This is a genomic window from Albidovulum sediminicola (genome assembly GCF_025751575.1).
Taxonomy (GTDB): Bacteria; Pseudomonadota; Alphaproteobacteria; order Rhodobacterales; family Rhodobacteraceae; genus Albidovulum; species Albidovulum sediminicola.
On the sequence record NZ_JAOWLA010000019.1, the window covers coordinates 43,681 to 62,628 of the forward strand.

An 18,948-nucleotide genomic window follows, 5' to 3' on the forward strand; every position below is an offset into this window, starting at 1 on the left:
TTAGCCAAGGGATTATGCGAAAGCGCTCACGCAGGCAAGGCGGCCACCTTCCGCCGGATCGCGAAGACTTCGGCGACGCGCTAGGCGGCGGTATCGCCAAGGGCCCGCGTCACGTCCCGCGCCTGTCCGCCCTCCAGCAGAATCTCGCGCGGCGGTTCGTGGCTGATGAAGTGGAGCGGGCTGGCGGTCAGCCCGTAGGCGCCGCTGTTGTGAACCGCGATCACGTCGCCGACGGCGAGTTCCGGAAGGTGCACCCCGACGCCGATCCGATCCAGCGGCGTACAGAGCGGCCCGACAAGGTTGACCTTGCGGGCGGGCTCGCCGCCGCCGACCCGGTGCATCCGGTAGTTCCGGTGGATCACCATGCCGAAGTTTCCCGACGCTGGCAGATGGTTGTTCATCCCCCCGTCACAGATCGCGAAACGCGTCCCGCGCGAGTCCTTGATGGTGGTCACGCCGGTCAGGAAGTATCCCGCCTCGCCGACCAGATAACGGCCGAGTTCCAGTACCAGCCGGGCCTTACGGAACCTCGGCTGCGCGCGGAATGCGTCGAGCTCCGCCGCGATGCCACCCGCCGTGGCCGCCAGATCAAGCGGCGTGTCGTTCTCGAAATAGGGCACGCCAAGGCCCGACCCGAAGACCAGCTTTTCGGGATGGATGTCGTGGCGCGCGCAGATTTCAGAGAAGAGCTGCATGAAGATCCGGTAGTTTTCGCAGATCGCGCCCGGGACCAGGCATTGCGTCCCCGAATAGATGTGCAGCCCGATCAGACGCAGGTTCCTGAGCGCGAGAATGCGCGGAAGCTCCTCGTGGATCGTCTCGCAGTCGATCCCGAAGGCGCTTGGCCGGCCCGCCATCTGGTCGCCGAACCCCTTCGGCACCCGGTCGGGCGCGATCCGTACCAGGATGTGCTGCACACGGCCGGCCTCGGCCGCGATCCGGTCCGCGCGGATCGCCTCGTCCAGGGATTCGACGATCAGCTCGCCCAAGCCGCCCTCGACGGCCTCGCGCAGTTCGGCGTCGCGCTTGCCGGGGCCGGTAAAGCTCATCCGATCGGCGGTCCACCCCCCCCTCAGCCCCAGCCGCATTTCACCGATGGAGGAGATGTCGAGCGTGTCGATCCGGGTCGAAAGCCAGCGCAGAAGCTCGGGATTGGGGTTGCTCTTGGCCGCGTAGCTCAACGCAAAGCGATCGCCGAAGCCGGCCTTCAACTCGGCGATGCGCTGCTCGATCCTGTCCGTGACATACACGTAGGACGGGGTCCCGAACTCGGCAGCCACCCGGGCAAGGGCGGCATCATCTGCGCAGGCTTCCAACATTCTACCGTTCACGACCTATCCGACGCTTTCGACATATCTTTCGATCCGCGCGGGCGTGTCGAAATTGTCGAGCGTCACGTCTTCCGCGCGCACCTGGATACCGCACTTCTGTTCGATGAACATGATGAGGCCGACCATCAGCACGGAATCCAGCAGCCCAGAGGAAAAAAGCTCCGTCTCCGGCTCGATCGGCTCGTCGGGTTCGAGCATGCGGGTCAGGTAATCGACGAGTTCATCCATTCGCAGGGTCATTGGCGGGCACCCGCAGTCTCATTCATATGCACGTCCTGTCCTTCCACCTGACAATTCATCGGCCTAGTCCTGTTGGCTCCGGCTGATCCTGACGATCTCGGGGCGCGCGAGCTTGCCGCTCGCCGTGCGCGGCATGGCGGCCGTCCATAGCCGGATCTGCTTGGGCACCATGTAGCTGGGCATGGTGCGGAAACAATGCTCGATCAGTCGATCCTTGTCGTAGCCCTCAAGCGGCGTGACCGCAACGTGGACCGCGTGACCAAGATCCCCGTCCTCGACACCGTAGGCGACGGCCTCGGCGACGATGCCGCTGCTGTAGATGTGATCCTCGATCTCATCGGGGCTGGTGCGGAAGCCGCTCGTCTTGATCATTGCGTCGTTGCGCCCAATGAACCAGAGATCGCCATCCTCATCGACCCTGACGATGTCACCGCTGTAGACCACCTTCTCGTCTCCGATCAGGTGGCGCAGCTCCGGGCAGGTCCGGATCTTTTCGTTGGTCAGGTCCGGGCGGCCCCAGTAGCCCATGCTGACCAAGGGGCCACGATGGACAAGCTCGCCCTGCTCCCCCGGTCCGGCGATTCCGACGCCTTCCTTGATGACAAAGACCTCGGCACCGGGGATCGCCTTGCCGATGGAGCCTTTCTTGGCCTGAAAAAGCTCCGGCGCGAGGAAGGTCGAGCGGAACGACTCCGTCAGGCCGTACATGAGGTAGATGTCGGCGCCCGGGAACACGCCGGGCATCAGATCCAGGATGTCGGGCGGAATCCGGCCGCCGGTGTTCGTGACCCGCCGCAGCGAAGGCAATGCGACGGGATTGTCGCGCAGGAACCGGACGATCGGATTTATCAGCGGCGGCACCCCGGCAAGGCCCGTCACCTCGTGCCGGACCATCGTCCGCACGATCTCCGCCGGCATCATCACCGGCTGGTGCACCACCGTCCCGCCAAGCAGGAGCATCGTCGTCAACTGGTTCAGCCCCGCGTCGAAACTGTAGACGAGAATGCTGATCAGGCGGTCGTCCTCCGACAGCCGCAGATAGCGGGCGACCGAGCGCGCGCCCGCGATGATGTTGCGGTGGGACAGCATGACACCCTTCGGCCGCCCCGTGGAGCCGGAGGTGTAAATGATCATCGCAAGGTCGGTGTCGAGCACGGGAACCTCGCGCGCGGTCGCCTCCGGCAGGTCCCGCCAGTCGTCGAACCCCTCCGCGTCTTTCTTGAGCTCAAGCGCAAGGGCGCGGCGAACCCTGGCGGGAAATCCCGCCTTGGCCATTGCGGCGGCCGCGCGGCCGTCCGTCAGGACCATTACCGCGCCGCAGTCCTCGGCGACGTAGCCAAGCTGGTCAAGCGTCCATTGAGCGTTCACATTCACGATGACACCGCCCACCTTCGCCACGGCCAGCATGGCCACCACTTCCTCGATGCTCTTGCGAAGATGCACGATGACGCGGTCGCCGCGCGCGATGCCTTGGCCCGCCAGATACGCGGCAACGCGGTCGACTTCGGCATGAAGCGTGGCGTAGTCGACGGAGCGCTTGGGATCGACAAGCGCCGTCTTGCCGGGACGAACCGCGAGGTTGTCCGACAGAAGTTGGTAAAAGGTCGTCGTCAGAGCGTTCACGAAATGCCTCCCGGCGGGCCGGTTCACGGCGAAGGGCGCGATGCCTTCATGGCTTTCATGGAAAGACTTGGATAGATCCGCGGCGGCGGGGCCTGGACGATGGAATCCGGCGGCACATCGGTAACGACCACGGCGTTGGCGCCGATCCTCGACCGATCACCGATCGTGATAGGTCCGAGTATGGTCGCGTTGACGCCGATGAATACATCATCACCGATCCGTGGAACGCCCCCGACCATGTTCGTGCCGATGGTCACATTATGCATGATTCCGCATCGATCCCCGATGACCACATCCGGATGAAGGGCCAGAAACCCTGACCCATGGATGATATGGAAATCCTCGCCGATGATCATCTCCGGGGGCAGCCAGATCTTGGTGATGTTGGCGACGAACATATGCGTGAGGCCGTAGACCTTCAGCAAAGCCCAACGCAATGCGGGATTGCCGAGGCTCAGCGCCCAGTGGCCGAAGCGGTAAGTGGTCAACGCGACGAATGCCGCCCCTTCGCCCCTGTGCCGTCGATAATCCGCACGAAGAGTATCAAACATCCGCTACTTCCACCCAAAAATGCCCGCTCTCCTTCAGCAAGGCGACGGTACGCAATCGTGACCAACTATGTTTCAGATTTCTGTTTTCCGGTGTCAACGCAGATCGGGGGGCGCCCAGACGGGACAAGACCCGCAGGGGGACGCACCCTTGCGCCGCCCCCAGTGCAGCGGATACCTTAGACTTTGGGTCGGACCCCTACAAGATTATGAAAAATATATAAAAAATACCCAACACCACAGCGAGCCAGCTAATTTTGCCATGCCCGGAAGAGACCGTTCCGGCGCCACTGAGAGACAAGAAGCAACCTTGGCGACGCGAAACACCGCGACATCAGCCCCGATAGACGATGGCGGGACAGCCGCCGTATTTGTGCGCATACCGAAACAATGCGATGCGCCATTCCCGGATTTTCCAGCAACGTCTTGCCCCGGCGCTGTGATTGCCGGAAAACGGCCTTGTGCCACCTGCACCGAAGAGGGTGAAGCGATCATGGCGGGACGACCCGCATCCCGAACTGCCATCACGGCCTTGCGCGCCGTGGCGCGTCCCGCCGCCATCGGGCGGCATCGGGGCCTTTGCCGCCACGCCGCGCCCGAACCGCGACCGGGGGCCGCGCGATGATCTGGAGCCCCTATGTCCAGCGCCGCCTCAGGCAGACGCTCGGCGAGTTCCGACGTCTCGGGAAGCCCAAGGTGCAGGTGATCGGGGAACGTTGCTCCGGCACCAACTTCACCGAGGCGTTGATCCTGCAGAGCCTGCCGGTCCGCGATTGCCAGGCCTTCGGCTGGAAACACGGGTTTCCCAGCTTCATCGCGGCGCCGGACGATGTCGTCTTCGTGGCCGTCTACCGCGAGGTCTTCGGCTGGCTGCTCAGCATGTACGAAAAGCCCTGGCACGCGGAACCCGACCTCTACGATCTGTCCTTTTCGAACTTCATCCGGGCCGAGTGGCGCACTTTCCTCGACAAGAAGTTCATGTTGGCGACCGATGATCCGTTGAACGGGCAGATCCTCCAGCAGGACAGGCACCCCTTGACCGGCAAGCCGCCAAAGAACCTGCTCGAACTGCGCCGCTGGAAGATGGAGGGGCTGCTGGGTCTCTCCGAACGCGGTGTGAAGGTGGTTCACTGGGCGCATGACCGGATCGTCGCCAACCCCGGCGGCGTCGTGCAGGACGTCGCGCGCCTGCACGGACTGCCCGAACCGGCGGAGGTCTCGGTGCCGAAAGGGCGTTTTGGCTGGCCGTGGAACCGATTTGCGGACACCCCGGAGCGCAGGGTGAAGGAAATCTCCGCCGAGGATCGCGCCTTCATCCTCGCCAATCTCGACCTCGACCTCGAACGGCGGGCAGGGTTTAGCTACCCCTCCGTGGCGTCCGGGCGAGACGGGACCGCGTAACCGCGGGCTGATCCGCCGGCGACGGGCGTCGGCCGCGACGCGGAGCGCCCTTCTTCGCGCCTCAAGCGCCGCATGGGCCACCCAACCGCGCTGCCCGGCGGCGCGGGCATCCTTGTCTGGGCCGAGTTGCGACTTGCGGCGCGCACGAGCTTCGGCCATGAGAGGGGAAAGGAGTGACAGATGGCCCTGCCCGTCCGGCAACAGGCGAAATACTGGGGGATCGCGCTGGCGGTCTTCTTTGCCGCGCTCTGGTTTCTGGGCGATGTGATCCTGCCCTTCCTGGTCGGCGGGGCCGTGGCCTATTTCCTTGACCCGGTCGCGGACCGGCTCGAACGGCTGGGGTTGTCGCGGACCGCGGCGACGGCGACGATTTCCGTCGTGGCGCTGCTGGTCTTTGTTCTGCTGGCGCTGCTGATCCTGCCGACGCTGGCGCGCCAGTTGGCCCAGCTGGTGAATGCGGCGCCGACGATCTTCGGGCAGCTTCAGGCCTTCCTGACCGAACACTTCCCGCAACTCTTCGACACCCAGAGCGTCGTTCACGAGACGCTGCAATCGATCGGCCAGACGATCAAGTCGCAAGGCGGCAAGCTTGCCTCCGGCGTCCTGTCCTCCGCGCTGTCGCTGATCAACGCGCTGCTGTTCCTTGTCGTCGTGCCGGTCGTCGCCTTCTACCTCCTGCTGGACTGGGACAAGATGGTGGCGACGGTCGACAGCTGGATCCCGCGCGACCATGCCGAGGTGGTGCGCTCCATCGCCCGCGACATCGACCGCGTGCTTGCGGGTTTCGTGCGCGGACAGGTATCGGTCTGCGTCACGCTCGGGACCTTCTATTCGGCCGCTCTGATGCTCGTGGGACTGGACTTCGGCCTGATCGTCGGTGCGATCGCGGGGCTCATCACCTTCATCCCCTATGTGGGCGCGCTCGTGGGCGGGGCCCTGGCGGTCGGTCTCGCGTTCTTCCAGTTCTGGGGCGAATGGGGCCACATTGGCGCGGTCGCCGGGGTCTTTGCCGCCGGCCAGTTCCTGGAGGGCAACGTTCTGACCCCGCGCTTCGTCGGCAACTCGGTCGGGCTGCACCCGGTCTGGCTGCTCTTTGCGCTTTCGGCCTTCGGCACGGTCTTTGGCTTCGTGGGCATGCTCGTGGCGGTGCCCGTGGCCGCCTCGATGGGAGTGCTGGCGCGCTTCGCCGTCGCCCAGTACCGCGACAGCCGCCTTTACCAGGGCCTGAGCGGCGGGGACGAGAACTGAGATGTCACGGCAGCTGACTTTCGATCTGCCGGTGCGCCCCGCACTGGGACGCGAGGATTTCTTCGTCTCGCCCGCCAATGCGCTGGCCCTGTCCGTGCTGGACGCCCCCGACGCCTGGCCACAGGGAAAAATGCTGCTGGTCGGGCCGGAGGGCGCAGGCAAGACCCATCTGGCCCAAGTCTTCGCCGCCGCGACCGGGGCGCTGATCGTCCAGTCCGGGGACCTGACCGGGGCCCAAGTCGCGCGCCTTGCGCAGGCCCCGGCCGTCGTGGTGGAGGATGCCGACCGCATCGCCGGCACGATCGCCGCGGAAACCGCGCTCTTTCACCTGCATAACCTCGCGCTGGCCGAGGGCCGGCCGTTGTTGCTGACCGCACACAGCGCCCCGGCCCATTGGCGCTTCGCGCTGCCGGACCTGGCAAGCCGCCTGCATGCCACACAGATCGCGGTGCTTGAGGCCCCCGATGACGCGCTGCTGGCGGCGGTTCTGGTCAAGCATTTCACCGACCGCCAGTTGCGCGTGCCCGCAACGCTGATCCCTTGGCTGGTCGCCCGGATGGACCGGTCCTTTGCAGCGGCCCGCGATATCGCGGCGCGGCTTGACGTGCAGGCGCTTTCGCAGGGGCGGCCGATAGGACAAAAGCTCGCGGCAGAGGTGCTGGACAGTCTCGGTGCGGGCGGTCAATGATACGGTCATGCAACCGTTACAAAGGCCGCGCATAAGCCCGTCATGACGCAAGCCGATTTCCTCAAGGCCCCTCCGCCGAAGCCCGTCGCCCTGCCCGAGGCGGCGACTGCCGGGCCAAAACGCTTCTTCAACCGCGAACTCAGCTGGCTGGCCTTCAACTGGCGCGTGCTGGACGAAGCGCGCAATCCGCGCGTCCCGCTGCTGGAGCGGCTCCGCTTCCTGTCGATCTCGGCCACCAACCTCGACGAGTTCTACACCGTCCGCGTCGCGGGCCTGCGCGAGCTGCGCCGGGCGGGCAATGCGACGCCCGCGGCCGACGGGCTGTCGCCAAGCGAACAGCTGGTCCTGATCAACGACGACGCGCGACGCCTGATGAACGCCCAGCAATCCGTCTGGAACAAGCTGAAACGCGAGATGGAGGCGGCCGGCATCGCGCTGATGACCCGCTCGAAGCTCGGGCGCAAGGACGAGAAATTCCTTGAGGACTACTTCCTCAATCAGGTCTTCCCGGTGCTCTCGCCCTTGGCGATCGACCCGGCGCACCCCTTCCCCTTCATCCCCAACACCGGCTTCTGTCTCGCGCTGCAACTCGAACGCGCCAGCGACAAGCGGACCTTGCAGGCACTGCTGCCGATCCCGCAGCAGATCGTCCGCTTCGTGGCCCTGCCCGGCGGCACACGCTTCCTGCCGATGGAAGAGCTCCTGCTCTTGCACCTCGGCTCGCTCTTCCCAGGCTACCGCGACACCGGACACTGCACCTTCCGCGTGCTGCGCGACAGCGACCTTGAGGTCGAGGACGAGGCCGAGGACCTCGTGCGGGAATTCGAGACCGCGCTGAAACGCCGCCGCCGCGGCCAGGTCATCCGGATGAAGATCACCGCCGGCGCGCCGGATGCGCTCAGGGCGCTGATCAGGGACGAACTGGGTGTCGCCCCTGATGAGGTGGTGGAGGTCAAGGGCATGGTCGGCATGGCCGACCTCAAGGAACTCGTGCTGGACAGCCGCCGCGATCTTCAGTGGCCGGCCTTCACCCCGCGCGTGCCCGAGCGCGTGCAGGACCACGAAGGCGACATGTTCGCGGCGATCCGGCAGAAGGACATGCTGCTTCACCACCCCTACGAGACCTTCGACATGGTGATCCGCTTCATGGAGCAGGCGGCGCGCGATCCGCATGTCCTGGCGATCAAGCAGACGCTTTACCGCACCTCGCACGACAGCCCGATCGTCGGCGCGCTTTGCGAGGCGGCGGAGGCCGGGAAATCGGTGACCGCACTTGTCGAACTGAAGGCCCGCTTCGACGAGGCCGCGAACATCCGCCAGTCCCGCAGGCTGGAACGCGCGGGCGCGCATGTCGTCTACGGATTCGTCAACTACAAGACCCACGCCAAGATCTCGACCGTGGTCCGGCGCGAGGGCGACCATCTGGTCACCTACACCCACTACGGCACGGGCAACTACCACCCGATCACCGCGCGTATCTACACCGACCTCAGCCTGTTCACCTGCGATCCGGCGCTGGGTCGGGACGCGACCAAGGTCTTCAACTACCTGTCGGGCTACGTCCAGCCGGAGGGCCTGGAGAACCTCGCCATCTCTCCGATCAGCCTGAAGCCCCGGCTGCTGGAGCTGATCGCCGCGGAGGCCGAGCATGCCCGCGCAGGACGGCCCGCGCAGATCTGGGTCAAGATCAACTCGCTGATCGAACCCAACGTGATCGACGCGCTTTACGCCGCGAGCGCCGCCGGGGTGAAGATCGACCTGGTTGTGCGCGGCATCTGCGGACTGCGCCCCGGCATCAAGGGGCTGAGCGAGAACATCCGCGTGAAGTCGATCGTCGGCCGGTTCCTGGAACATAGCCGCATCGTCTGCTTCGGCAATGGCCACGGGCTGGCCTCGAAAAAGGCCAGGGTCTTCATCTCTTCCGCCGACTGGATGGGGCGCAACCTGTCGCGCCGGGTCGAAACGCTGATCGAGATCAAGAACGACACCGTCAAGGCGCAGATCGTGGGCCAGATCATGGCCGCGAACCTCGCCGACGAGGTGCAAAGCTGGGTCCTGCGCCCCGACGGGCGCTATGAACGCGACCTGCCGGAGGGGCGCGACGACCTGTTCAACTGCCACCGCTTCTTCATGGAAAACCCTTCCCTGTCGGGGCGCGGCTCGGCCGGGGCGAAGGACGTTCCGAAGCTGGCCCATTCCATGGACTGAGGGGAGCGGATGCCCAAGACCGACAACACAAAGCGCCGCAAGTCGAAGAAGCCGCAGATGCCCGAGGACGACATCGCGCTTTTCGGCCGCCCGCTGTTCGAGGACCCCTCCACCCGCGCGCTGGAACGCGTGGGCGTGGTCGATGTGGGCTCGAACTCGGTCCGGCTTGTGGTTTTCGACGGCGCGGCGCGAAGCCCGGCCTATTTCTACAACGAAAAGGTGCTTGCCGGCCTCGGACAGGGGCTTGCCAAGACCGGGCGGCTGCACCCCGAAGGGCGCGTTCGCGCGCTCGCCGCGCTTAAACGCTTCGCGGCGCTTGCCAAGGGGATGCGGCTGCCCTCCCTGACCTGCGTGGCCACCGCCGCGGTCCGCGAGGCCGAGGACGGGCCGGAGTTCCAGGCCGAGGTCGAGGCCGCCACCGGCCTCAAGCTCTGGGTCATCGACGGGCAGGAAGAGGCGCGGCTGTCGGCGCAGGGCGTCCTGCTGGGCTGGCCCGAGGCGGAGGGTCTGGTCTGCGACATCGGCGGCAACTCGATGGAACTGGCCGAGGTTTCCAAGGGCAAGGTCGGGCGGCGCGTCACCTCGCCGCTGGGGCCCTTCCGCCTTCAACAGGTCAAGGGCGGCAAGAAAGGCGTGGCGGAGTTCATCCGCGCCGAGGTCGAAAAGCTCGCGGCCACGATGGGCATGGGCCATGAGCGGATCTATCTGGTCGGCGGTTCCTGGCGCGCCTTCGCGCGCGTCGACATGGAGCGGCGGAACTATCCGATGACGGTTCTGCACGAATACCGGATGGGCCCGCAGTCGGTCCTTCAGACCGTCCACTGGATCGCGGAGAACGACCTGAGCGCGCTGCGCACGCGCACCGGCACCTCGGCCGCGCGGATGGAGCTTCTACCGCTCGCCAGTCAGGTGCTAAGGCAGCTGGTGCTGACCTTCCACCCGAAGGAAATCGACGTCTCCTCCTACGGCATCCGCGAGGGGCTGCTTTACGAACAGATGCCGGAGCGTCTGCGCGTGCGCGACCCGCTGATCGAGGCCTGCCGTCACGCCGAACGCACCTCCGCCCGGATGCCGGGGTTCGGCAAGAAACTGTTCAATTTCCTGCTGCCGCTTTACCCGAACGCCTCTTACGAGAAGCTGCGGCTGGCGCGGGCGGCCTGCCTCTTGCACGACACGACCTGGCGCGCGCATCCGGACTACCGGGCGGAGGTCTGCTTCGACAACGCCACGCGCGCGAACCTGGGCGGGCTCAGCCATGCCGAACGCGTCTTCCTCGGGCTCGCGCTGCTGCACCGCTACAAGAATTCGCGCGCCGGATCGCGGCTGGAGCCGCTTTTCACGCTGCTGAGCGACCGCCAGATCAAGGAGGCGGAGGTTCTGGGCAAGGCAATGCGCTTTGGCGCGATGTTCGCGATCCGCTCGCCCGAAGAGGCGGGTACGCTCACCTGGCGGCCGAAGAAGAAGGTGCTGGAGCTTGTCCTGAACCCCGACGCCGAGGCGCTGTTCGGAGAGGTCGTGCAGGCGCGCTTCAAGTCGCTGGCAGACGCGCTGGAGGCGCAACCGCAGGTTTCCGTCGCAACCCACTGATCAAATGCAGGCGCTTGGGCCGGTTCAGATCTCGATCTCGCCGTTCGGGCCGGTTTCGATGGGCATTTCGGGCACCTTTCGGCGCAGGATGATGTCGCCGTTCGGCAGCTTCTCCGGCGCGTGGTAATTCTGCAGGTCGCCGATCATGTCCATCAGTTCGGCCAGATGCGGTTCGATCTCTGCCATCGCGCCTTCCAAGCCATCGCGCATCTCGTCAAGCTTCGGGCCGATGTCGTCAAGCATCGATCGCATGATGATACGCGCGCCCTCTTCCAGCAGGCTGAATCCCTGGTCCGCGCCCTGCTGCTCGGCGCCCTCCTCCTCGGTCCCGGCAACGGCGGGAAAGGCGAGCGCGATGGCAAGGGCTGTGGTCAGGGCTTTCATGCCCGCAATATAGCGCCAAACCGTCCGGATTTACAGGGGCGCGGATCAGATCGGCAAATCGACCGTGACCGGGTAATGGTCCGACGCCGCCAGAAGCGCGTCGCGCAACTCTGGCACCCGGTAGCAGCCAGGGTCGTCGAACGGGTGCCAGATCCGCCATTTCGGCCCCAGCGCGCGCAGGTCCGGTGAAACCATCATGTAGTCCAGCAACGCCGAAAAAAACGCGCCCTTGTCATCAAGATAGAAGCGCGCGGTCGCGGGCATGGCCGCCATCTTCTTGCCAAAGGCCACCCGCGCGTGCGGATCGAAAAGGCGAAGTTCGCGGGGCTCGTCCCAGCCCAGGACGATCTCCACCCCCGAGCGGCCAAAGAGCTTTTCGTATTCGTCGAGCCCCGGGCCGTCGTTGAAATCGCCCATCACGATCAGGCTTTCATTGGCCCTGAGATGCTCCAGCACCCTTTCGCGCAGCCAGATGCACTGGGCCAGCTGCTTGCGACGGTTCTCGATCGCCAGACGGTGCAGCTGCGCCTCGGTCGAGGCGCCGTGCGGGGCCTTCGATTTCACATGGACGCCGATCATGCGAAACGCCCTGCCCGCGGCGCTGCGCGCGGAGATTTCCAGCGGCGGCTTCGAAAAGCGCACGATGTCCATCGTCGCGTCGATGTCGAGGTCGATCTTGTAACTCGAATCGAAGCGCGGGCTGGCGGTTCCATCGATGGGCTGGTCAGGCATCCCGATCGGATCATGCTCGACGCTGAGCTTGTCGGGGTCGTAGAGCAGGGCAATTTCCTGCTGGGTCTCGTTCTCGTAGCCCAGAAGCGCCTTGCGGGTCCGCAGTTCATAGCGGGCGGCGAAGGCTTCCAGCATCTCCACGGTCTTGCGGTGGCGATTGTTGTCGGGCGCCTCGATGATCATGATCGCATCGGCGTCCATCGCGGTGAAGACGATGCCAAGCGAGCCAAGTTGATCCGCCCGCGTCACGTTGTAGCGCGAGGACCACTCGCCATCCTCCAGCAGCGCCCCATGCTTGTCGAAGAGATTGGTGAACCATTCGACGTTGTAGGTGGCGATGCGCATGGGTCAGGCCGCCTGTTTGCGACTGATCTCTTCCCAGGCGCGGTTGACCGCCACCAGCCGCGCCTCCGCGAGGCGCACGGCCTCTTCGGGCAGGCCGCGGGCAATCAGCCGGTCGGGATGGTTTTCCTGCACCGCGCGGCGCCAGGCGGCCCGTACCTGGGCGAAGGGCGTTTCGTGCGAGACGCCCAGAACATCGTAGGGGTCGGGCTCCGCGTCGGGAACGAACCGCCCCTGAAGCGCGCGGAAGCAGCGATCGCCGACGCCGAAGATCCGGGCGACCTCACGCAGGAAGGCGTCCTCATGCGGGTGGTATTCGCCGTCCGCGACCGCGATGTGGAACAGCCCCTCCATCAGATCGACCAGCACGGCGTCGCCGGGACCGAACATCGCCGCGATCTTGCCCGCGTAAAGCTCGAACCCCGCGACATCCGTGCGGGCGAGGTTGAAGACCCGCGCGGCGTCCGGCTCGTCGGCAGGGGCGATGGTAAAGACCTCGCGGAAGGCCGCGACCTCGTCCCGCGTGACCTGCCCGTCGGCCTTGGCCATCTTGGCCCCCAGCGCAATCACCGCGATGGTGAAGGCCACGGAGCGTTCGGGCGGGGTCTTCAGTCGTTCGAAGACAGCCGCGAGCCCCTCGCCCTTGGTCAGGGCGGCCAGCGCGTCGGTGATGCGGGTCCAGATCGACATGGGATCACTCTAGCCGCACCGCAGCGAAATGTCAGCGCGTCAAAGCAGCTTCATCATCAAAACGAGGTCGAGCCAGCGGTCGAACTTGCGCCCGACCTCCGGGATGCGGGCGACCGTCCGGAACCCGAGGCGGGCGTGGAACGCCTGCCCTTCCGGGTTCTCGCCCGAGACACCGGCGAAAAGCGTATGCGCGCCGCCCGCGCGGGCGTGGTCCTCGACCGCCGCCATCAGCTGCCGCCCGAAGCCCTGCCCCCGTACCGCCGGCGAAAGCATGATCGAATGTTCCATCGCATGGGCATAGCCGTTGCCGCCCCGGAACTGGGCATAGGTCGCAAATCCCGCGAAGGTCCCGCCGGCCTCGGCCACCAGAAACTCCCGCCCCGCAGCGCGGCGTTCGTCGATCAGGGCGGCCAGACCGGCCTCGGTCTTCTCCTCCGAGGTGAAGGTGACGGTCGTATCGCGGATGAAGCTGTTCCACAGCCCAAGGATGGCCGAATGATCCTCGGGCCCGGCGGGACGGATGGTCATTCGAGGCTCCTTTGCCCGTGCGGGGTCGAAAAGCTCGCCCGCAGCGCCCTTGTCCCCGAGACCAGGACGACGCGCGGGTCACGGAAGGGAAGCGCCGCGTCAAGCGCCTCCGCCTCCGGGTGGGCGACCTCCAGCCGGACAAGGCGGCAGCCCGTTTCGGCCAGGCGGTCCTGCGGCTTGAGCCCGCCCCGCCATTCGATCAGCGCCGGGTGCGCGTCATCGAAGGGCAGGCGCCCATCCGCGGGGATGCCCATGCGCCAGCGGAAGTCCCCGCGCGCGAGCGCTGTCGCCACCCCGGCCCCGGCGGGCGCCGCGGCAAGGGCGGCATCGAGGTCGTCCGTCCGCAGGATCCAGTTCGTCAGGCGCGGCGGGCCGCTGAACTCATCGAGCCGAAACCAGCGCGGCCAGGCAGGCGCCGGGGCGGCCGGGTCGATCGCAATCGCCTCAAGGTACACATCGCGGCCAAGGCCCAGAAGCCGGTTGTGCGTGCCCATATGGGCATGATGACCGACCGGCCCCAATGCGCAGCCCAGCGCCGCCTCGACATGGGCGACCGCCTCCTCAAGCGTCGCGCCTGCGATGGCGATATGATCGAGTTCCAGCATCGCGCCTCTCCCCTTTCGGGGGCGAGCATCCACGGGATCGCACACACTCGCAAGGGGCCATGCGTGACCCCGGTTGCCGGCGCGCCACACCCGCGGCCCATTGCACCGCGGATCGCTCCGCTCATGGCCTTCTATGTGTATTTTCTGTTGAATTCGCTCGCGGCGCCCCCATTTCCAAACCGACGCCAACCAACAGGAAAAAGCATGCCCATCATAAAAGCCCTGCACCGCTTCTACCGCCATGACGCCACCCCGGGCGTGCTCTTGATGGTCGCCGCCGTCTTTGCGCTTTACGCAGCGAACTCGGTTCTAAGTGCGGGCTATTATGCCGGGTTGGAGAAGACGTTTTCGATCCTGCTGGACGGTGAGGGGCTGTCCAAACCGCTGATCCTGTGGATCAACGACGGTCTGATGGCGGTGTTCTTCTTCCTCATCGGCCTTGAACTGAAGCGCGAGATGGTCGAGGGCAAGCTCAAGAACCCGCGCGACGTGCTGCTTCCGGGCGCCGCGGCCTTCGGCGGCATGGCTGTGCCGGCCCTGATCTATCTGATGTTCAACCTGTCGAACCCGCTGACGGTCGGCGGTTGGGCGATCCCGGCGGCGACCGACATCGCCTTCGCGGTGGGTGTGCTGGCCCTTGTGGGCAAGCGCGCGCCTTCAAGCCTCAAGATCTTCCTGCTGACCCTCGCGATCCTCGACGACCTCGGCGCCATCGTGATCATCGCGCTTTTCTACACCAAGGAACTTCACGTCGAATACCTGGTTATGGCGCTGGCGCCGCTGGCCGCGCTTTTCGCGCTGAACCGAGCGGGCCTTCACCGCATCGCCCCCTTCATCCTGCTTGCGGCGGTGCTCTGGGTCCTGGTGCTGAAATCCGGCGTTCACGCGACGCTGGCGGGCGTGGTCGCGGCCTTCTTCATCCCGCTGAAGGACCGCTACGCCAAATCGCCCCTGCATTCGCTGGAACACGCGCTGACGCCCTACGTCAACTTCCTGATCGTGCCGATCTTTGCCTTCGCCAACGCGGGCGTGCTGCTGACGGGCCTCAGCGTGGCGGACCTGTTCGAGCCGCTGCCCCTTGGCATCGCGGCGGGCCTCGTGATCGGCAAGCAGCTTGGCGTCTTCGGCACCACCTGGCTGATGGTCCGCGCGGGCTGGGCGCGCCTGCCGCACGGGGTCGGCTGGATCCATGTCTATGGCTTGGCCTGCCTTGCAGGCATCGGCTTCACCATGTCGCTCTTCATCGGCGGGCTGAGCTTTGACGACATCGCCCACATGAACGCCGTGCGCATCGGCGTGCTGAGCGCTTCGGCCATCTCGGCCGTGATGGGGTTCGTGGTGCTGCGCCTGGCCTCGGCCCCGCGCGCCGCAGCGGAAGACGTGGCCGCCCCGCAGCACTGACGCGACCGGCGCGCGCGGGATCCCTCGCGCGCCCGGCAACTCATCAGGCCCCTATTCGGCCGGCCTTACCGTAGCCGGGCGGGGCGTCGATGAGGTTTCGCTCGGCAGAACGGGGATGATGACCGGCGGCATCGCCCCCGTCAGGCTTTGCAGGAAAGCGACGATCCGATCCGCCTCGTCCCCGGTCAGTTCCTCGCCCAGTTGCGCGCCCGCCATGACCTCGACCGCGACCTTCAAGTCCCAGACCTTGCCGGAATGAAAATAGGGCGCGGTCACCGCGACGTTGCGCAAGGGTGCTGCGCGGAAGAAATATTCGTCGATCTCGGTCGATGTGACCGCGAAGCGGCCCTTGTCGTCGGCAGGCAAGAGCTCCGTCCCCGGGTTTTCCACGAGGCCGAAGGGATAGTACCCATGGCCGCCCACGTTGACACCCCGATGGCAAGAGGCGCAGCCGCGCTCGATGAAAAGCGTCAGGCCCGCCTTCGCCTCATCGCTCAGCGCCTCGTCATCGCCGTTCAGCCAGGCGTCGAAGGGGGCGGGCGTGATCAGCGTCGCCTCGAAGGCCTCCAGCGCCTTGGCCATGTTGTTGAAACTGACAGGCTCCGCGTCATCGGGGAAAGCCACCCCGAACCATTCCACATAGCGGGGCATGGAGTTCAGCGTGTTCACCACATTCTCGGGCGTGTTGGACATCTGGGCGCCGGGCGTCATCGGCACCTTGACCTGTGCCTTCAGGTCCTCCGCCCGGCCGTCCCAGAACTGCGCCTCGTTCAGGACCGCGTTCAGGACCGTGGGCGTGTTGCGCGGGCCCTTCTGCCAGCCATGCCCGATCGAGGTCTCAAGGTTGTCGTCGCCCCCCGTCGCGAGGTTGTGGCAGGAACTGCACGAAAACACGCCCGAGGCCGAAAGCCTCGGGTCGAAGAACAGCGCCTTGCCAAGCTCGATCTTGGCCGGGGTGATGCGGTTGTCACGCACCGCCGGGATGGTGGAGGGCAAGGGCGCGAACAGATAGCCGGCGGCCTCGCGCAGTTCATCCGCGCCAGCCGTCGTGCCGGCGGTCAGGGCCAGGGCCAGGCCGAGCATCCTTCCACGCATGCGTTCCTCCCAAGATCAACCGAGGGACCCGCGCAGCTTTGCAGCCGGGGCCGGGCACGACCATGATACAGGTCAACCCCGACCCCGAGGCAAGCCCGTTCGCCTAGGCCCGCGTGGCGCGGATCAGGTCCAGGATATCCTTCGCCGCCGCCGGGATGTTCGTGCCCGGGCCAAAGATCGCCTTGACCCCGGCCGACTTCAGGAACTCATAGTCCTGCTGCGGAATGACGCCGCCGCAGATCACGATGATGTCCTCGGCGCCCTTGTCCTTCAGCGCCTGCACCAATTGCGGCGCCAGCGTCTTGTGGCCCGCCGCCTGGCTGGAGATGCCGACGACATGCACGTCGTTGTCCACCGCGTCCTGCGCGGCCTCGTCCGGGGTCTGGAACAGCGGCCCCACGTCCACGTCGAAGCCGATATCGGCAAAGGCCGTGGCGATGACCTTGGCGCCCCGGTCATGGCCATCCTGGCCCATCTTGACGACCAGCATGCGCGGACGGCGGCCTTCTTCCTCGGCGAAGGTTTCAACGTCCTTCTGGATCTGGGCGAAGCCCTCATCCCCCTCGTAGGCGGAGCCATAGACCCCAGCGAGCGTCTTCACCTCGGCCCGGTGACGGCCAAAGACCTTTTCCATCGCCATGCTGATCTCTCCCACTGATGCCCGGGCGCGCGCGGCCGCGACCGCCGCCTCCAGGAGGTTGCCGCCCTCGCGTGCGCGGCGTTCCAGTTCGGTCAGGGCCGCGTCACATACCGCGGCGTCGCGCGCGGCGCGGATGGCGGCAAGCCGGGTCACCTGCGCCTCGCGGACCTTCATGTTGTCGACGTCGAGGATCTCGATCGGGTCCTCCTTGGTCGGACGGTACTTGTTCACGCCGACCACGACCTCGTCGCCGCGGTCGATCATCGCCTGACGCCGCGCGGCCGATTCCTCGATGCGCAGCTTCGGCATGCCGGAGGCCACGGCCTTGGTCATGCCGCCCATCGCCTCGACCTCCTCGATCAGCGCCCAGGCCTTTTCGGCCAGTTCGGCCGTCAGGCTTTCGACGTAGTAGGACCCGGCCAGTGGATCGACGACATGGGTGATCCCGGTCTCTTCCTGCAGGATCAGCTGGGTGTTGCGCGCGATCCGGGCCGAAAACTCCGTCGGAAGCGCCATCGCCTCGTCGAGCGCGTTGGTGTGCAGCGACTGGGTCCCGCCCAGAACCGCCGCCATCGCCTCGTAGGCGGTGCGGATGACGTTGTTGTAGGGGTCCTGTTCCTGCAAGCTCACGCCCGAGGTCTGGCAGTGCGTGCGCAGCATCAGGCTGGAGGCCTTCTTCGGCGCGAACTCGGACATGATGCGATGCCACAGAAGTCGGGCAGCACGCAGCTTCGCGGCCTCCATGAAGAAGTTCATGCCGATCGCGAAGAAGAACGACAGTCGCCCCGCGAAGTCATCGACATTCATGCCGCGCGCGATGGCGGTGCGGACATATTCGCGCCCGTCGGCCAGCGTGTAGGCCAGTTCCTGCACGAGGTTCGCGCCCGCCTCCTGCATGTGGTAGCCGGAGATGGAGATGGAGTTGAACTTCGGCATCTCCTTCGAGGTGTATTCGATGATGTCGGCAACGATCCGCATCGAGGGTTCGGGCGGGTAGACATAGGTGTTGCGGACCATGAACTCCTTCAGGATGTCGTTCTGGATCGTGCCTGACAGGGCCGCCCGGTCCACGCCCTGTTCCTCGCCCGCAACGATGAAGCTTGCCAGCACCGGGATCACCGCGCCGTTCATGGTCATCGAGACGGAGACCTTGTCGAGCGGGATGCCGTCGAACAGGATCTTCATGTCCTCGACGCTGTCGATGGCCACGCCGGCCTTGCCCACGTCCCCCACGACGCGCGGGTGGTCGCTGTCATAGCCCCGGTGGGTCGCAAGGTCGAAGGCCACGGACACGCCCTGCTGACCGGCAGCCAGGTTCTTGCGGTAGAAGGCGTTCGATTCCTCGGCGGTCGAGAAGCCCGCGTATTGCCGGATCGTCCAGGGCCGCCCGGCGTACATCGAGGCGCGGGGGCCGCGGGTGAAGGGCGCGAGGCCCGGGAGCGTCCCCATGTGGCCAAGGCCCGCCGTGTCCGCCTCGGTGTAAAGCGGTTTGACGTCAATCCCTTCGAGCGTGTTCCAGGTCAGGTCCTCGGGCGTCCGGCCTTTCAGTTCCTTGCCTACCAGCGCGCGCCAGTCCTGCATGCTGTCCGTCATAAGCTTTGCCTTTCCTATCCTGCGGCGGCCCGGTGACCGCCTGCTGCGTTCCATCCCGCGCGGG

At 66.0% G+C, this 18,948-nt stretch carries 17 protein-coding genes; 6 read left to right on the forward strand and 11 right to left on the reverse strand.

Going from position 1 to position 18,948, the window contains the following annotated elements:
• Positions 1-80: 80 nt before the first annotated feature.
• The 4 genes from OE647_RS17245 to OE647_RS17260 all read right to left on the reverse strand — a co-directional run bounded on the left by OE647_RS17245 (position 81) and on the right by OE647_RS17260 (position 3,745).
• A complete protein-coding gene (locus OE647_RS17245; protein ID WP_263723005.1) occupies positions 81-1,319 on the reverse strand; it encodes a type III PLP-dependent enzyme in 1,239 nt (412 codons plus the stop codon).
• Between the two features lie 15 nt (positions 1,320-1,334).
• Positions 1,335-1,571 (reverse strand): acyl carrier protein, encoded by a 237-nt coding sequence (locus OE647_RS17250; RefSeq protein WP_263723006.1) that lies wholly within the window; start codon positions 1,569-1,571, stop codon positions 1,335-1,337.
• A gap of 63 nt (positions 1,572-1,634) precedes the next feature.
• Positions 1,635-3,194 (reverse strand): AMP-binding protein, encoded by a 1,560-nt coding sequence (locus tag OE647_RS17255; protein ID WP_263723007.1) that lies wholly within the window; start codon positions 3,192-3,194, stop codon positions 1,635-1,637.
• Between the two features lie 23 nt (positions 3,195-3,217).
• A complete protein-coding gene (locus OE647_RS17260; protein ID WP_263723008.1) occupies positions 3,218-3,745 on the reverse strand; it encodes a serine O-acetyltransferase in 528 nt (175 codons plus the stop codon).
• Between the two features lie 618 nt (positions 3,746-4,363).
• On the opposite strand from OE647_RS17260, the gene OE647_RS17265 reads away from it, so the two are divergent.
• From OE647_RS17265 to OE647_RS17285, 5 genes are all read left to right on the forward strand, one after another.
• Positions 4,364-5,143: a hypothetical protein gene (locus tag OE647_RS17265; RefSeq protein WP_263723009.1), complete on the forward strand. Its 780-nt coding sequence runs from the start codon at positions 4,364-4,366 to the stop codon at positions 5,141-5,143.
• A 180-nt stretch (positions 5,144-5,323) separates the two neighbouring features.
• Complete coding sequence (locus OE647_RS17270; RefSeq protein ID WP_263723010.1) at positions 5,324-6,391, forward strand: AI-2E family transporter; 1,068 nt, start codon at positions 5,324-5,326, stop codon at positions 6,389-6,391.
• Between the two features lies 1 nt (position 6,392).
• Complete coding sequence (locus OE647_RS17275) at positions 6,393-7,079, forward strand: AAA family ATPase (RefSeq protein ID WP_263723011.1); 687 nt, start codon at positions 6,393-6,395, stop codon at positions 7,077-7,079.
• A gap of 42 nt (positions 7,080-7,121) precedes the next feature.
• Complete coding sequence (locus OE647_RS17280; RefSeq protein ID WP_263723012.1) at positions 7,122-9,287, forward strand: RNA degradosome polyphosphate kinase; 2,166 nt, start codon at positions 7,122-7,124, stop codon at positions 9,285-9,287.
• Between the two features lie 57 nt (positions 9,288-9,344).
• A complete protein-coding gene (locus OE647_RS17285; protein ID WP_263723041.1) occupies positions 9,345-10,874 on the forward strand; it encodes a Ppx/GppA family phosphatase in 1,530 nt (509 codons plus the stop codon).
• A 24-nt stretch (positions 10,875-10,898) separates the two neighbouring features.
• On the opposite strand, the gene OE647_RS17290 is transcribed toward OE647_RS17285, so the two are convergent.
• Genes OE647_RS17290 through OE647_RS17310 form a run of 5 tightly spaced genes read right to left on the reverse strand, consistent with a single transcriptional unit; the run spans position 10,899 to position 14,155 of the window.
• Positions 10,899-11,258, reverse strand: coding sequence for an AAA+ family ATPase (locus tag OE647_RS17290; RefSeq protein ID WP_263723013.1), 360 nt, complete (start codon positions 11,256-11,258; stop codon positions 10,899-10,901).
• Positions 11,259-11,303: 45 nt separating this feature from the next.
• Positions 11,304-12,335 (reverse strand): endonuclease/exonuclease/phosphatase family protein, encoded by a 1,032-nt coding sequence (locus tag OE647_RS17295; RefSeq protein ID WP_263723014.1) that lies wholly within the window; start codon positions 12,333-12,335, stop codon positions 11,304-11,306.
• A gap of 3 nt (positions 12,336-12,338) precedes the next feature.
• Entirely contained in the window at positions 12,339-13,022 is a 684-nt protein-coding gene (locus OE647_RS17300) for a molecular chaperone DjiA (protein ID WP_263723015.1), read from the reverse strand.
• Between the two features lie 39 nt (positions 13,023-13,061).
• A complete protein-coding gene (locus OE647_RS17305; RefSeq protein WP_263723016.1) occupies positions 13,062-13,550 on the reverse strand; it encodes a GNAT family N-acetyltransferase in 489 nt (162 codons plus the stop codon).
• On the reverse strand, positions 13,547-14,155 hold the full coding sequence (locus OE647_RS17310; protein ID WP_263723017.1) for a VOC family protein: 609 nt from the start codon (positions 14,153-14,155) through the stop codon (positions 13,547-13,549). The genes OE647_RS17305 and OE647_RS17310 overlap by 4 nt, the downstream gene beginning before the upstream one ends.
• 204 nt (positions 14,156-14,359) lie before the next feature.
• Between OE647_RS17310 and nhaA the strand changes: the two genes are divergently transcribed.
• The gene (gene nhaA, locus OE647_RS17315; RefSeq protein ID WP_263723018.1) at positions 14,360-15,556 is read left to right on the forward strand and encodes a Na+/H+ antiporter NhaA; all 1,197 of its coding nucleotides are present in this window, start codon (positions 14,360-14,362) and stop codon (positions 15,554-15,556) included.
• A gap of 51 nt (positions 15,557-15,607) precedes the next feature.
• Here the strand turns inward: nhaA and OE647_RS17320 are convergent, their stop codons facing one another.
• Together OE647_RS17320 and scpA are read right to left on the reverse strand one after the other, a co-directional pair.
• Complete coding sequence (locus OE647_RS17320) at positions 15,608-16,651, reverse strand: cytochrome-c peroxidase (protein ID WP_263723019.1); 1,044 nt, start codon at positions 16,649-16,651, stop codon at positions 15,608-15,610.
• 103 nt (positions 16,652-16,754) lie between these two features.
• Complete coding sequence (gene scpA, locus OE647_RS17325; protein WP_263723020.1) at positions 16,755-18,884, reverse strand: methylmalonyl-CoA mutase; 2,130 nt, start codon at positions 18,882-18,884, stop codon at positions 16,755-16,757.
• Positions 18,885-18,948 lie beyond the last annotated feature (64 nt).

What these genes read in the sequence shown, in the direction of transcription:
- scpA (WP_263723020.1), bottom strand. Translation starts at nt 18,884, where the DNA reads ATGACGGACAGCATGCAGGACTGGCGCGCGCTGGTAGGCAAGGAACTG.
- OE647_RS17310 (WP_263723017.1), bottom strand. Translation starts at nt 14,155, where the DNA reads ATGCTGGAACTCGATCATATCGCCATCGCAGGCGCGACGCTTGAGGAG.
- OE647_RS17295 (WP_263723014.1), bottom strand. Translation starts at nt 12,335, where the DNA reads ATGCGCATCGCCACCTACAACGTCGAATGGTTCACCAATCTCTTCGAC.
- OE647_RS17260 (WP_263723008.1), bottom strand. Translation starts at nt 3,745, where the DNA reads ATGTTTGATACTCTTCGTGCGGATTATCGACGGCACAGGGGCGAAGGG.
- OE647_RS17275 (WP_263723011.1), top strand. Translation starts at nt 6,393, where the DNA reads ATGTCACGGCAGCTGACTTTCGATCTGCCGGTGCGCCCCGCACTGGGA.
- OE647_RS17265 (WP_263723009.1), top strand. Translation starts at nt 4,364, where the DNA reads ATGATCTGGAGCCCCTATGTCCAGCGCCGCCTCAGGCAGACGCTCGGC.
- OE647_RS17320 (WP_263723019.1), bottom strand. Translation starts at nt 16,651, where the DNA reads ATGCGTGGAAGGATGCTCGGCCTGGCCCTGGCCCTGACCGCCGGCACG.
- OE647_RS17270 (WP_263723010.1), top strand. Translation starts at nt 5,324, where the DNA reads ATGGCCCTGCCCGTCCGGCAACAGGCGAAATACTGGGGGATCGCGCTG.
- OE647_RS17285 (WP_263723041.1), top strand. Translation starts at nt 9,345, where the DNA reads ATGCCCGAGGACGACATCGCGCTTTTCGGCCGCCCGCTGTTCGAGGAC.
- OE647_RS17250 (WP_263723006.1), bottom strand. Translation starts at nt 1,571, where the DNA reads ATGACCCTGCGAATGGATGAACTCGTCGATTACCTGACCCGCATGCTC.
- OE647_RS17300 (WP_263723015.1), bottom strand. Translation starts at nt 13,022, where the DNA reads ATGTCGATCTGGACCCGCATCACCGACGCGCTGGCCGCCCTGACCAAG.
- OE647_RS17280 (WP_263723012.1), top strand. Translation starts at nt 7,122, where the DNA reads ATGACGCAAGCCGATTTCCTCAAGGCCCCTCCGCCGAAGCCCGTCGCC.
- nhaA (WP_263723018.1), top strand. Translation starts at nt 14,360, where the DNA reads ATGCCCATCATAAAAGCCCTGCACCGCTTCTACCGCCATGACGCCACC.
- OE647_RS17245 (WP_263723005.1), bottom strand. Translation starts at nt 1,319, where the DNA reads ATGTTGGAAGCCTGCGCAGATGATGCCGCCCTTGCCCGGGTGGCTGCC.
- OE647_RS17290 (WP_263723013.1), bottom strand. Translation starts at nt 11,258, where the DNA reads ATGAAAGCCCTGACCACAGCCCTTGCCATCGCGCTCGCCTTTCCCGCC.
- OE647_RS17305 (WP_263723016.1), bottom strand. Translation starts at nt 13,550, where the DNA reads ATGACCATCCGTCCCGCCGGGCCCGAGGATCATTCGGCCATCCTTGGG.